Raw genomic sequence first — 13,419 nt, 5'->3', positions numbered from 1 at the left:
GAGATGCGAATCAATTGCATTGGCTATAACGAGACGTACGAGGTTCAGCTATCGAGTAAAAATAATTCTCATTTAGTTCAAGATGACCAGCGCCGGGTATTCCTTGAGCTGTGCCGAGGCAATGTGAGCCAGCGAGCGGACCACGTCCAGCGGCTGGTCGAGACGATAATTTCCGGTCACGGCAACATTCGCCAACTGCTCATTGTTGTTGATGATCCAGCCCGGATAGTAGCGACGCAGCTCTACCAGCACCTGGCTCAGCGGGCAGTTTTCAAACACCAGGCGACCCTGGACCCAGGCCAGGTCAGTGGCCGCATCCAGTTTGGCCGGCTGGTCGAAACCATTGGGGCCGATGCGGATGCTTTCCCCGGCTGTCAGGCGCACCCTCGCATCGTCGTCGCCGGTAGCGCGCAAGTCGACATCCCCGCGCTGCACTCGAACTTGGGTTACGCCGTCGAGGTAACGCACGGCAAATGCCGTATCGCGAACACTCGCGGTAACCAGGCCCGCGTCAATTTCCAACGGCAGACCGCGATGCGGCTGCACGTCGAAAAACGCCTCGCCCTGATACAGGCGGGCCACGCGCTTCTGGTCGTTGATGGTGCTGGAAAACGCCGAGTTGGTATTGAGCAGGACTTTCGAGCCGTCCTCCAGTTGCAGGCGCTGGCGTTCACCGACCACGGTCAGGTGATCGGCCTGCAGGCGCATCGGCAGATTGCTGAAGCTGAACAACCCGAGGATCAGCACGGCGGCGGTGGCCAAGGGTCTCCAGTGCGGGCGCAGACGCGACAGCGCAGTGACTTTGACTGGGCTCGATGCCAGTTTTTGCGCGCATTGCGTGACTTGCGCACCGTTCCATATCGCCTGCGCCCTGGCGAACGCCTCGGCGTGCGCAGGGTCTGCCGCGAGCCATTGGTGGAACTGGCGGGTCTGTTCTTCGCTCGGGCTGTCCAACACGATCAGCCAGTCCAGGGCCTGGTCCATCGCCTCGGCTGTGGCCTGCGCCGGTGAGGGCGAAGGGGCGCGGTGGGTGTCCGTCACGGTGTTTCCTCGGCGTGTCTGTGCACGGCTGTTTTTTTAGTGAAGCGCAAAAGAGGGCCAAGGGTAGCCCTGATGAACAAGGTCGTCGAGCCGCGGGTGGCTCAGTGGCCTTTCGACCGGTCGGCGACGCCGATGCAGATGGTCATGATCAACTTCAGCTCCTTCTGCACGGTACTGAGTGAGACGCCGAGTTTCTCGGCAATCTCCAGATAGCTATGGCCGTGCAGGCGGCTGAGGATGAAAATTTGCTGCTGGCGGGAGCTGAGTTGACTGAGGCGCACATTCAAACGCTCGAGCAATTGTTCGGCATGGGCGGCGTCCTCGGCACTGCTGGCGGGGGCGGCGATGCTGTCCACCACGTCCGGTGGCACGTCATCGACCATGGTGCGCGAGTGGATGCGCCGCGCGCGCAAATGGTCCAGTGCCAGGTTGCGGGCAGTCTGGAAAACGAAGGGTTCCAGGTGATCGATGGCCCGCTCGCCAAGCGCACGGCTCACCCGCAGGTAAGTCTCCTGCAAGAGGTCTTCGGCGGTGCTGTGATTGTTGACCATCCGCTCCAGCGTGCGCAGCAGAGAGATTCGCTGGGAGATGAAGACGTCGTTGAAACGCGATTGACTCACGGGAGGACCTGATCCATTTCGAGTGAATGATAATGCTTATCATCCGCTCGAATGGTCAAGCCTTGATTTGTGAAGGGCTACGCCCGACCCTGCAGATACATGGGGTAATCCGGAATCCGATGCCCGTGTGCCTGATCCATCAGCGGGCTGCTGAGCAGGTAGTCGGCGCTGCATTCATTGCACGCCACCGGAATGTTCCAGACCGCTGCGACCCGTAGCAATGCCTTGATGTCGGGGTCGTGTGGCTGAGGTTCGAACGGGTCCCAGAAGAACACCAGCATGTCGACCCGTTGCTCGGCGATTCGCGCGCCGAGCTGTTGGTCTCCGCCCAATGGGCCGCTGATCATGCTCTCCACCGGCAGGTCGAGACGTTGTTGCAATAACAAACCGGTGGTGCCGGTGGCGACCAGTTCATGTTGCGCGAGCCGGTCTTTCTGCCGTTCGGCCCAGTCCAGCAAAAACACTTTGCAGTGGTCATGGGCGACCAGGGCGATACGCTTGCGCGCAGCCATGGTTTTTTGGGTAAACGTAATGCCGATCATGGGTACAGCTCCAAAGCTTTATGCGTCCTGTGTAGGATTGCGTCAACGCGGAACGAGTCGTCGTAATTCGTCGCTTATTCGGCGTTGCACAGCGCCAGGCAGTTATCGAGCATGCGGTTGGAGAAGCCCCATTCGTTGTCGTACCAGGCCAGCACCTTGAGCAGCTTGCCGCTGGACTTGGTGTGGTTGGCGTCGAAGATCGACGACAGCGGGTTATGGTTGAAGTCGCTGGAGACCAGCGGCAAGGTGTTGTAGCCGAGAATTTTCGAGTGCTGGCTGGCTTGCTTGAGCAGTGCATTGACCTCTTGTGCGCTGGCTTCTTTTTTCAGCTGCACGGTCAGGTCGACCAGGGATACGTTGATCACCGGCACGCGCACCGCCATGCCCGTCAATTTGCCCGCCAGTTCCGGCAGCACCAGGCCGACCGCTTCAGCCGCACCGGTCTTGCTCGGGATCATGTTCTGCGTGGCCGAACGGGCGCGGTACGGGTCGGTGTGGTAGACGTCGGTCAGGTTCTGGTCGTTGGTGTAGGCATGGATGGTGGTCATCAGGCCACTTTCGATGCCCAGTTCGCGGTGCAGCACCTGGGCCACCGGGGCCAGGCAGTTGGTGGTGCACGAGGCGTTTGAAATAATCTGGTGCGACTGGCGCAGAATGTCGTGGTTGACCCCATATACCACGGTGGCGTCGGCACCCGTGGCCGGGGCCGAGATAATCACTTTGCGTGCACCGGCCGTAATATGCGCGGCGGCTTTGGCGCGGTCGGTGAACAGACCGGTACATTCGAACACCACATCAATCTTTTCCGCGGCCCAGGGCAAGTCGGCCGGATTGCGAATGGCGCTGACCGCGATACGGTCGCCGTTGACGGTCAGGCTTTCCTGATCATGCTGGACATCGGCGTCGAACGTGCCGTGAACCGTGTCGTACTTGAGCAAATGCGCATTGATTGCGCTGTCACCCAGGTCGTTGATGGCGACGATCTGCAGATCCTGGCGATAGCCTTGGGTATAGAGTGCTCGGAGGACGTTGCGACCAATACGGCCAAAACCATTGATTGCGATTCGTAGAGTCATTTGTCAGCGCCGCCGTCGTTTTGTTGTTGGAATTACAAGATTATTCGCAAAAAAATAGAAAACAAGCCTTTTTAATGGCAATATTTTGTTCAATCTACAACGAGTGACCTGAATCAACTGGTCCGAATGGTCAGAAAAGCCGTCTGTCATCCCATCGACACCGGTGTTTGATCAGCATAGACAATCAGGTCGCCACATCCGTTAGCCTGGAGTTCTACACATGCATCCCCGCGTACTTGAGGTCACCGAACGGCTTATCGCCCGCAGCCGCGCCACGCGTGAGGCTTACCTTGCACTGATCCGTGATGCCGCCAGCGACGGTCCGATGCGCGGTAAGCTGCAATGCGCCAACTTCGCCCACGGCGTGGCCGGTTGCGGCAGCGACGACAAGAACAGCCTGCGGATGATGAACTCCGCCAACATCGCGATTGTTTCGTCATATAACGACATGCTCTCGGCGCACCAGCCGTACGAAGTCTTCCCGGAGCTGATCAAGAAAGCCCTGCGCGAAATCGGTTCCGTCGGCCAGTTCGCCGGCGGCACCCCGGCCATGTGCGATGGCGTGACCCAGGGCGAGCCGGGCATGGAACTGAGCCTGCCGAGCCGTGAAGTGATCGCGCTGTCCACCGCCGTGGCGCTCTCGCACAACATGTTCGATGGCGCGCTGATGCTCGGCATCTGCGACAAGATCGTCCCGGGCCTGATGATGGGCGCGCTGCGCTTCGGCCATCTGCCGATGATCTTCGTGCCGGGCGGGCCGATGGTGTCGGGTATTTCCAACAAGCAGAAAGCCGACGTGCGCCAGCGCTACGCCGAAGGCAAGGCCAGCCGTGAAGAGCTGCTGGAGTCGGAAATGAACTCCTACCACAGCCCTGGCACCTGCACCTTCTACGGCACCGCCAACACCAACCAGTTGCTGATGGAAGTCATGGGCCTGCATTTGCCGGGCGCTTCCTTCGTCAACCCGAACACGCCACTGCGCGACGCCCTGACCCGCGAAGCGGCGCACCAGGTGACGCGCATTACCAAACAGAACGGCGACTACCTGCCGATCGGCGAAATCGTCGACGAGCGTTCGCTGGTCAACTCCATCGTTGCCCTGCACGCCACCGGCGGCTCGACCAACCACACGTTGCACATGCCGGCGATTGCCATGGCGGCGGGCATCCAGTTGACCTGGCAAGACATGGCCGACCTCTCCGAAGTCGTGCCGACCCTGAGCCACGTCTACCCGAACGGCAAGGCCGACATCAACCACTTCCAGGCCGCGGGCGGCATGTCGTTCCTGATCCGCGAACTGCTGGACGCCGGGTTGCTCCACGAAAACGTCAACACCGTGCTGGGCCACGGATTGCGCCGCTACACCATGGAACCGTTCCTCGATAACGGCGAACTGGTCTGGCGCGAAGGCATCACCGAAAGCCTCGACGAAAGCATCCTGCGTCCGGTTGCCCGGGCGTTCTCGCCGGAGGGCGGCCTGCGTGTGATGGAAGGCAACCTCGGTCGCGGCGTGATGAAGGTGTCGGCCGTGGCATTGGAAAACCAGATCGTCGAAGCGCCGGCCATGGTGTTCCAGGATCAGCAAGACCTGGCTGATGCGTTCAAGGCCGGTTTGCTGGAGAAGGATTTCGTCGCGGTGATGCGTTTCCAGGGCCCGCGTTCCAATGGTATGCCGGAATTGCACAAAATGACGCCGTTCCTCGGCGTGCTGCAGGATCGCGGCTTCAAGGTTGCCCTGGTCACTGACGGGCGCATGTCCGGCGCGTCGGGGAAAATCCCGGCGGCCATCCACGTCAGCCCCGAGGCCTACGTGGGTGGGCCTTTGGCGCGGGTGCAGGAGGGCGATATCATCCGCGTCGATGGCGTCAAAGGCACCCTGGAGCTTAAGGTGGACGCCGAAGAATTCGCAGCGCGCACGCCGGCCAAGGGCCTGTTGGGCAACAACATCGGCACCGGTCGCGAACTGTTTGGTTTCATGCGCATGGCCTTCAGCTCGGCAGAGCAGGGGGCCAGCGCCTTCACTTCTGCCCTGGAGACGCTTAATTGAAACTGGCTTTGGTCGGTGACATCGGTGGCACCAACGCACGGTTCGCGTTGTGGAAAAACCAGCAGCTGGAATCGGTCCAGGTGCTGGCGACGGCCGACCATGCCAGCCCGGAAGAGGCCATCAGCCTCTACCTGGACGGGCTGGGCCTGGCGCCGGGTGCGATCGGTTCGGTGTGCCTGTCGGTGGCAGGCCCCGTGAGCGGCGACGAATTCAAGTTCACCAACAATCACTGGCGCCTGAGCCGCAAGGTTTTTTGCCAGGCCTTGCAGGTGGATCAACTGCTGTTGGTCAACGATTTCTCGGCCATGGCCCTGGGCATGACGCGTTTGCGGCCGGGCGAATTCCGCGTGGTCTGCGAAGGCACGCCGGAGCCGTTGCGCCCGGCGGTGGTCATTGGCCCGGGCACGGGTTTGGGTGTCGGCACCCTGCTAGATCTCGGGGAAGGGCGTTTTGCCCCGCTGCCGGGGGAGGGCGGTCACGTCGATCTGCCGCTGAGCAGTCCGCGCGAGACTCAACTGTGGCAGCAGATCTTCAACGAGATCGGACATGTCAGCGCCGAAACGGCATTGAGCGGCGGCGGCTTGCCCCGAGTCTATCGGGCGATCTGTGCGGTGGACGGCCACGAGCCGGTGCTCGACACGCCAGAAGCGATTACGGCTGCCGGTCTGGCGGGTGATCCGATTGCATTGGAAGTACTCGAGCAATTCTGCTGCTGGCTCGGTCGCGTGGCGGGCAACAACGTGCTGACCACCGGTGCGCGTGGTGGCGTGTACATCGTTGGCGGGGTGATTCCACGCTTCGCCGATTTCTTCCTCGAAAGTGGTTTCGCCCGGTGCTTTGCCGACAAGGGGTGCATGAGCGATTACTTCAAAGGGATACCGGTGTGGCTGGTGACGGCGCCGTATTCGGGGCTGGTTGGTGCGGGTGTGGCGCTGGAGCAGGCATAAGACCGCGTCGTGCCATTCGCGAGCAGGCTCGCTCCCACAGGATCGCCGATAATCTTGTGGGAGCGAGCCTGCTCGCGAAGAGGCCCGCACAGACACCAAAGATTTACGCTCAATCAGGCATAATCCGCCCAATTCAAACAACAAGGACGCCGCCCCGTGAGCTCAGTCAACAAGTCGATTTTGTTGGTCGATGACGATCAAGAGATACGCGAGTTGCTGGACACCTACCTGACCCGCGCCGGGTTCCAGGTGCGTACCACGCCCGATGGAGCGGGCTTTCGCCAGGCCCTCAACGAGGCCCCCAGCGACCTGGTGATTCTTGACGTGATGCTGCCGGACGAAGACGGTTTCAGCCTGTGTCGCTGGATTCGCCAGCACCCGCGCCAGTCGCAGGTGCCGATCATCATGCTCACCGCCAGTTCCGACGAGGCCGACCGGGTCATCGGCCTGGAACTGGGCGCCGACGACTACCTAGGCAAACCTTTCAGCCCTCGCGAATTGCAAGCACGCATCAAGGCTTTGCTGCGCCGGGCGCAGTTCGGTCAGGAGCGCTCCGGCAGCGAAGTGCTGGCCTTCGATGACTGGCGCCTGGACATGGTCAGCCATCGCCTGTTTCACATCGATGGCGAAGAGGTGATTCTGTCCGGTGCCGATTTCGCCCTGTTGAAGCTGTTTCTCGACCATCCGCAGGAAATCCTCGACCGCGACACGATTGGCAACGCCACCCGTGGCCGCGACTTGATGCCTCTGGATCGCATCGTCGACATGGCGGTCAGTCGCTTGCGCCAACGCCTGCGCGATACGGAAAAACCACCGCGACTGATTCGCACCGTACGGGGCAGCGGTTATCAGTTGGCAGCCAGTGTGGTTGCCTCCAATGGTCACTGATTTCTTGCGCAAGCTGGCCGGCCGCGTGCCAGTGCCACGCTCGCTGCTCGGGCGCATGTTGTTGCTGACGCTACTCGCGGTGTTGTTCGCCCAGGCATTGTCGAGCGTGATCTGGGTTTCCCAACTGCGTGCGACCCAGCTTGAAGGCCTGGTCACCAGTGCGCGCAGCCTCGCTCACTCGATGAACGCCAGCGTCAGTTACCTGCGCTCGTTGCCGGTGGCGTACCGCCCGTTGGTGCTCGACCAGTTGCGCAGCATGGGCGGCACGCGTTTCGTGGTGACGCTCAATGACAAACCCCTGGGCATGGAAGTGCTGCCGATCACCCCGCGCAAGGAGGCGGTGATCAACGCGGTGGACGAAGTGCTGCGCCAGTCCCTGGGGCAGGACACCGACATCTCGGTGACCTTTGTCAGCCCCGAAGACCTGCGGATCTTCAATGGCGGTCTCAAGCTCGACGAACTGCCGCGTTCCTGGGCGCACTACGCATTGACCCTGGAACCGGTGAACCCGCCGGTGCTGGTCACGCAGATCCAGATGGCGCCGGGGGAATGGCTGTACATCGCCTCGCTGCTGCCCGAACCCTACACCAGCCTCGAAGAGCAGGGTCTGCCGGCGCAGCAAGTGTGGTTCATCGTCCTCACCAGCGGTTTCCTGCTGTTGTTCATCGGCCTGCTGGTGCACTGGCAAAGCCGGCCGCTCAAGCGCCTGGCGCGGGCGGCGCGCGACCTGTCGCTGGGTGCCGACGTCGAGCCGGTGGCCGAAGGTGGCGGCAGTGAAGTGGTCGAGGTCGGCCGCGCCTTCAACACCATGCGCGAACGGATCAGCCGTTACCTGACCGAGCGCAGCCAGTTGTTCAGTGCGATTTCCCACGACCTGCGCACGCCCATCACCCGTTTGCGACTGCGCGTCGAGTTGTTGGAAGACGAAAAGCTGCAAGCCAAGTTCGGTCGCGATCTGGATGAGCTGGAGCTGCTGGTCAAGGGCGCACTGCAGTGTGTGAAAGACACCGACATCCACGAGAACATCGAGCAGGTGGACCTCAATCATGTGCTCGAGTGCCTGGTGGAGCCGTACCTGTCGCCCACCGGTAACGGTCGCGTGACCCAGCAAGGCCGTGCCCTGGCGGCCTATCCGGGCAAACCGCTGGCGCTCAAGCGTTGCATCGGCAACCTGATCGACAACGCCCTGAAGTACGGCCAGAACGCCCACCTGTACATCGACGATGACGACAGCGCCTTCGTCCTGCATGTAGACGATGAAGGACCGGGGGTTCCCGAACAGCGGCTGGAGCAGGTGTTCGAGCCGCACTTTCGCTTGGCTGGGCAGCAGCAGGGGTATGGGTTGGGCTTGGGGATTGCGCGCAACATTGCCCATAGTCATGGCGGTGAAGTGAGTTTGCAGAATTTGCGCGAGGGCGGTTTGCGGGTGACCCTGCAATTGCCTCGTAGTGTTGATTAGGGATACCGCGTCATCGTTCTTCGCGAGCAGGCTCGCTCCCACAGGAATCGGTGGTGACTTTGTGGGAGCGGGCTTGCTCGCGAAGGCGCCAGGCCATTCAGTACATCCTTCAAGGTAAATGTCACAGCTTGGTGACATAACTCGCCCCCTTCGTTACAAGCCCGCCATCGCCCGTTGTTTAGACTGCCCCTCAGTCATAACAACAAAAAAGGCACCCCATGGACTCCTCTCAACCCGCCTTCAGCAGTTGGCTGAACGCCCCCGCCCACCAGCAATGGCTCGCCGCCGAAGGCTTGCGGCTGCTGGCATTTGCCAAGGCTTCGAAGCTCCCCGAGGGCTTCGGCAACCTTGATGAAAAGGGCCGCTTGCCGGGCGACGCGCAAGCACAAACCATGAACACCGCGCGTATGACCCACAGCTTCGCCATGGCGCACATCCAGGGCCTGCCGGGTTTTGCCGAGCTGGTGGATCACGGCATCCGGGCCCTGCGCGGGCCGTTGCGCGATGCCGTGCACGGCGGTTGGTTCGCGGTTGCCGAACACCGCGACGGCAACACCGGCAAAAATGCCTATCTGCATGCCTTCGTGGCCCTGGCCGCCAGTTCCGCGGTGGTTGCACAACGGCCCGACGCGCAAGCCTTGCTCGATGACGCGGTCGACATCATCGACACGTACTTCTGGAGTGAGGAGGAGGGCGCCATGCGCGAATCCTTCAATCGCGACTTCAGCTGCGAGGAAGCCTATCGCGGCGCCAACAGCAACATGCACGCCACCGAAGCCTTCCTCGCCCTGGCCGATGTCAGCGACGACAAGCGCTGGTTGTGCCGCGCCCAGCGCATCGTCGAGCGGGTGATTCATGGCCGCGCCGCCGCCAACGGCTTTCTGGTGATCGAACATTTCGACCGCGACTGGCAGCCCCTGCGCGAGTACAACCGCGACAACCCGGCCGACGGTTTCCGCCCCTACGGCACCACGCCAGGCCACGGTTTCGAATGGGCCCGATTGCTCTTGCATCTGGAAGCCGCGCGGGTGCGCGCCGGCATGCTCACGCCGGGCTGGTTGCTCACCGACGCGCAAAAACTCTTCGAACAGAACTGCCTGCACGGCTGGGAGATCGATGGCGCACCGGGCATGGTCTACACCCTCGACTGGGACAACAAGGCGGTGGTTCGCCATCGCCTGCACTGGACCCATTGCGAAGCCAGCGCCGCTGCCAGTGCCTTGCTCAAGCGCACGGGCGATGAGCAGTACGAACGCTGGTACCGACTGTTCTGGGAATTTTGTGAATGTCATTTCATCGACCGTGAATGCGGCAGCTGGCACCACGAACTCGACCCATTGAACCGCCCCAGCGGCGATATCTGGGCGGGCAAACCCGATCTCTATCATGCCTGGCAAGCGGTGCTGATCCCGCGCCTGCCGCTCGCGCCGAGCATGGCCAGTGCGCTGGCAGCGTTGTCCCAGAGCGTTTCCATGTAACCATGCGGTGACATTCGCGCGTCCCTTCGTTACCTGCGAAGGGACTTCCCCTGTTTAAACTCCTCTGCAGCGCAAGCACCAGACTTGCATGCATAACAACAAGAAAGGTACTTATCGATGAATGCGATTTCTCGCCTCGCTACTGTCATTTCTCTCGTCTCCCTGTCTGCGCTCCCTCTCAGTGTGCTTGCCGCCGAATCCAAGGGTTCCGTGGAAGTCGTTCACTGGTGGACGTCGGGTGGTGAAAAAGCAGCGGTCGATGTCCTCAAGGCTCAAGTCGAAAAAGATGGCTTCACCTGGAAGGATGGCGCAGTCGCCGGTGGTGGCGGTTCCACGGCCATGACCGTGCTCAAGAGCCGCGCTGTAGCGGGTAACCCGCCGGGCGTTGCCCAGATCAAGGGGCCGGACATCCAGGAGTGGGGCAGCACTGGCCTGCTCAGTACCGAAACGTTGAAAGACGTCGCCAAGTCGGAAAACTGGGACAGCCTGCTGCCTGTGAAAGTCTCCGACACCGTGAAATACGAAGGCGATTACGTCGCCGTGCCGGTGAACATCCACCGCGTCAACTGGCTGTGGATCAACCCGCAAGTATTCAAGAAAGCCGGGATCGACAAAGCGCCAACCACCCTCGAAGAATTCTATGCCGCTGGCGACAAGCTCAAGGCCGCCGGCTTCATCGCGCTCGCCCACGGTGGCCAGCCTTGGCAGGACAGCACCGTGTTTGAAGACGTGGTGCTCTCGGTCATGGGCGCCGACGGTTACAAGAAAGCCCTGGTAGACCTGGACCAGAAAACCCTCTCGGGCGCCGAGATGACCAAGGCCTTCACCGAGCTGAAAAAAATCACCACCTACATGGACCCGAACCGCGCCGGTCGTGACTGGAACATCGCCGCCGCCGACGTGATCAACGGCAAGGCCGGCATGCAAATGATGGGCGACTGGGCCAAGAGCGAATGGACCGCGGCGAAGAAAGTCGCGGGCGAGGATTACCAGTGCGTGGCGTTCCCGGGCACGGAAAAAGCCTTCACCTACAACATCGACTCCATGGCTGTGTTCAAGTTGAAAGCTGATCGCAAGGGCGATATCGCCGCGCAGCAAGACCTGGCCAAGGTCGCCCTGGGTAAAGATTTCCAGAAAGTTTTCAGCATCAACAAGGGCTCGATCCCGGTGCGTACCGACATGTTGAACGACATGGCTGGCCAGGGCTTCGATTCCTGCGCCCAAGCGGCGGCCAAGGACTTCCTGGCGGACGAGAAAAACGGCGGCCTGCAACCGAGCATGGCGCACAACATGGCCACCTCCCTGGCCGTTCAAGGCGCGATCTTCGACGTCGTCACCAACTTCATGAACGACAAGGACGCCGACCCGGCCAAGGCCAGCGCCCAACTGGCTTCCGCGGTCAAAGCGGCCCAGTAATCCCTGACACCGAGCACCCCTCTGTGGGAGCGAGCCTGCTCGCGAACGCGGTCTGACATTCAGAAATGATGTCGACTGAAACACCGCCTTCGCGAGCAGGCTCGCTCCCACAAGGGATCACTGTGTCGATCATTTCTCTAACCTGGATTATCCCGATGAGCTCTGTGGCGGTTTTCAGCAAAGCCTCACCGTTCGATGCGCTGCAACGCTGGTTACCCAAGTTGGTACTCGCGCCGAGCATGCTGATCGTGTTGGTTGGCTTCTACGGTTACATCATCTGGACATTCATACTGTCCTTTACCAACTCCAGCTTCATGCCGACCTACAAGTGGGTCGGCCTGCAGCAATACATGCGTCTGATGGACAACGACCGCTGGTGGGTCGCGAGCAAGAACCTGGCGCTGTTCGGCGGCATGTTCATCGGCATCAGCCTGGTGCTGGGCGTGTTCCTCGCCGTGCTGCTGGACCAGCGCATCCGCAAGGAAGGCTTCATCCGCACCGTCTACCTGTACCCGATGGCGCTGTCGATGATCGTCACCGGTACCGCGTGGAAATGGCTGCTCAACCCAGGGCTCGGCCTGGACAAGATGCTGCGTGACTGGGGCTGGGAAGGCTTTCGCCTGGACTGGCTGGTGGATCAGGATCGCGTGGTCTACTGCCTGGTGATCGCCGCCGTGTGGCAAGCCTCCGGCTTCGTGATGGCGATGTTTCTGGCCGGCCTGCGCGGTGTCGATCAATCGATCATCCGTGCCGCGCAAGTCGACGGTGCGAGCCTGCCGACCATCTACCTGAAGATCGTGCTGCCGAGCCTGCGCCCGGTGTTCTTCAGCGCCTTCATGATCCTTGCGCACATCGCGATCAAGAGCTTCGACCTGGTGGCGGCGATGACCGCTGGTGGCCCCGGATACTCGTCCGACCTGCCGGCGATGTTCATGTATTCCTTCACCTTCAGCCGTGGCCAGATGGGCATCGGTTCGGCCAGCGCCATGCTGATGCTCGGCGCCGTGCTGACCATCCTCGTGCCGTACCTGTACTCCGAGCTGCGAGGCAAGCGACATGACTAATCAACTCGCAAAACCAGGCATCAGCTTCAGCCGCATCGCCATCTACGCCACCCTTTTGCTGGCCGCGGCGGTGTACCTGATCCCGCTGGTGGTGATGCTGCTGACCAGCTTCAAGACTCCGGAAGACATCCGCACCGGCAACCTGTTGAGCTGGCCGACCGTGATCGACGGCATCGGCTGGATCAAGGCCTGGGACGTGGTCGGTGGCTACTTCTGGAACTCGGTGAAAATCACCGTGCCGGCGGTACTGATCTCGACCTTCATCGGCGCCATGAACGGTTATGTGCTGTCGATGTGGCGCTTCCGTGGTTCGCAATTGTTCTTCGGCCTGTTGCTGTTCGGTTGCTTCCTGCCGTTCCAGACCGTGCTGCTGCCGGCGTCGTTCACCCTCGGCAAGTTCGGCCTGGCGAACACCACGACGGGGCTGGTGCTGGTGCACGTGGTCTACGGCCTGGCGTTCACCACGCTGTTCTTCCGTAACTACTACGTGAGCATTCCGGATGCGCTGGTCAAGGCCGCGCGGCTCGATGGCGCGGGCTTCTTCACGATCTTCTGGAAGATCCTGCTGCCGATGTCGATTCCGATCGTGATGGTCTGCCTGATCTGGCAGTTCACCCAGATCTGGAATGACTTCCTGTTCGGCGTGGTCTTCGCCAGTGGCGATGCCCAGCCAATTACCGTGGCCCTGAACAACCTGGTCAACACCAGCACCGGGGCCAAGGAATACAACGTTGATATGGCCGCCGCGATGATCGCCGGGCTGCCGACACTGCTGGTCTACATATTCGCTGGCAAGTATTTCCTGCGTGGGCTGACGTCCGGCGCGGTCAAGGGGTAGAAC

12 protein-coding genes are annotated in these 13,419 nt (G+C 61.3%); 8 read left to right on the top strand and 4 right to left on the bottom strand.

Annotated elements, in window-relative coordinates; translation table 11 throughout:
* Positions 1 to 72: 72 nt before the first annotated feature.
* The 4 genes from PG5_RS10280 to gap form a co-directional block, all read right to left on the bottom strand.
* A complete protein-coding gene (locus PG5_RS10280) occupies positions 73 to 1,041 on the bottom strand; it encodes a FecR domain-containing protein (protein ID WP_020797049.1) in 969 nt (322 codons plus the stop codon).
* Positions 1,042 to 1,142: 101 nt separating this feature from the next.
* Positions 1,143 to 1,661: an RNA polymerase sigma factor gene (locus PG5_RS10275; RefSeq protein ID WP_020797048.1), complete on the bottom strand. Its 519-nt coding sequence runs from the start codon at positions 1,659 to 1,661 to the stop codon at positions 1,143 to 1,145.
* 77 nt (positions 1,662 to 1,738) lie between these two features.
* Positions 1,739 to 2,203, bottom strand: a complete 465-nt coding sequence (locus tag PG5_RS10270) for a methylglyoxal synthase (protein WP_020797047.1) — start codon at positions 2,201 to 2,203, stop codon at positions 1,739 to 1,741.
* Between the two features lie 74 nt (positions 2,204 to 2,277).
* A complete protein-coding gene (gap, locus tag PG5_RS10265) occupies positions 2,278 to 3,279 on the bottom strand; it encodes a type I glyceraldehyde-3-phosphate dehydrogenase (RefSeq protein WP_020797045.1) in 1,002 nt (333 codons plus the stop codon).
* Between the two features lie 220 nt (positions 3,280 to 3,499).
* Here gap and edd point away from each other — a divergent pair, with 220 nt between their 5' ends.
* From edd to PG5_RS10225, 8 genes are all read left to right on the top strand, one after another.
* Positions 3,500 to 5,326: a phosphogluconate dehydratase gene (gene edd / locus PG5_RS10260; RefSeq protein ID WP_020797044.1), complete on the top strand. Its 1,827-nt coding sequence runs from the start codon at positions 3,500 to 3,502 to the stop codon at positions 5,324 to 5,326.
* Positions 5,323 to 6,273, top strand: coding sequence for a glucokinase (locus tag PG5_RS10255; protein ID WP_020797043.1), 951 nt, complete (start codon positions 5,323 to 5,325; stop codon positions 6,271 to 6,273). The genes edd and PG5_RS10255 overlap by 4 nt, the downstream gene beginning before the upstream one ends.
* A 156-nt stretch (positions 6,274 to 6,429) precedes the next feature.
* Positions 6,430 to 7,161, top strand: a complete 732-nt coding sequence (locus tag PG5_RS10250) for a response regulator (RefSeq protein WP_020797042.1) — start codon at positions 6,430 to 6,432, stop codon at positions 7,159 to 7,161.
* A complete protein-coding gene (locus PG5_RS10245; RefSeq protein ID WP_020797041.1) occupies positions 7,151 to 8,620 on the top strand; it encodes an ATP-binding protein in 1,470 nt (489 codons plus the stop codon). Before PG5_RS10250 ends, PG5_RS10245 begins: the two co-directional genes overlap by 11 nt.
* A gap of 218 nt (positions 8,621 to 8,838) precedes the next feature.
* Positions 8,839 to 10,098, top strand: coding sequence for an AGE family epimerase/isomerase (locus tag PG5_RS10240; protein ID WP_020797040.1), 1,260 nt, complete (start codon positions 8,839 to 8,841; stop codon positions 10,096 to 10,098).
* Positions 10,099 to 10,215: 117 nt separating this feature from the next.
* Positions 10,216 to 11,514, top strand: coding sequence for an ABC transporter substrate-binding protein (locus PG5_RS10235; RefSeq protein ID WP_033043396.1), 1,299 nt, complete (start codon positions 10,216 to 10,218; stop codon positions 11,512 to 11,514).
* A gap of 155 nt (positions 11,515 to 11,669) precedes the next feature.
* On the top strand, positions 11,670 to 12,578 hold the full coding sequence (locus tag PG5_RS10230; RefSeq protein WP_033041184.1) for a carbohydrate ABC transporter permease: 909 nt from the start codon (positions 11,670 to 11,672) through the stop codon (positions 12,576 to 12,578).
* Positions 12,571 to 13,416: a carbohydrate ABC transporter permease gene (locus PG5_RS10225; protein WP_020797037.1), complete on the top strand. Its 846-nt coding sequence runs from the start codon at positions 12,571 to 12,573 to the stop codon at positions 13,414 to 13,416. Before PG5_RS10230 ends, PG5_RS10225 begins: the two co-directional genes overlap by 8 nt.
* Positions 13,417 to 13,419: the final 3 nt, after the last annotated feature.

This window comes from Pseudomonas sp. G5(2012) (assembly GCF_000408945.1).
GTDB classification, from domain to species: Bacteria; Pseudomonadota; Gammaproteobacteria; order Pseudomonadales; family Pseudomonadaceae; genus Aquipseudomonas; species Aquipseudomonas umsongensis.
The sequence above is the reverse complement of the archived record's forward strand: the minus strand, read 5'-3'. Positions and strand labels throughout refer to the sequence as shown.

Coding starts and splice junctions, on each gene's coding strand:
- PG5_RS10225 (WP_020797037.1), top strand. CDS start 12,571: ATGACTAATCAACTCGCAAAACCAGGCATCAGCTTCAGCCGCATCGCC.
- edd (WP_020797044.1), top strand. CDS start 3,500: ATGCATCCCCGCGTACTTGAGGTCACCGAACGGCTTATCGCCCGCAGC.
- PG5_RS10230 (WP_033041184.1), top strand. CDS start 11,670: ATGAGCTCTGTGGCGGTTTTCAGCAAAGCCTCACCGTTCGATGCGCTG.
- gap (WP_020797045.1), bottom strand. CDS start 3,279: ATGACTCTACGAATCGCAATCAATGGTTTTGGCCGTATTGGTCGCAAC.
- PG5_RS10240 (WP_020797040.1), top strand. CDS start 8,839: ATGGACTCCTCTCAACCCGCCTTCAGCAGTTGGCTGAACGCCCCCGCC.
- PG5_RS10270 (WP_020797047.1), bottom strand. CDS start 2,203: ATGATCGGCATTACGTTTACCCAAAAAACCATGGCTGCGCGCAAGCGT.
- PG5_RS10235 (WP_033043396.1), top strand. CDS start 10,216: ATGAATGCGATTTCTCGCCTCGCTACTGTCATTTCTCTCGTCTCCCTG.
- PG5_RS10245 (WP_020797041.1), top strand. CDS start 7,151: ATGGTCACTGATTTCTTGCGCAAGCTGGCCGGCCGCGTGCCAGTGCCA.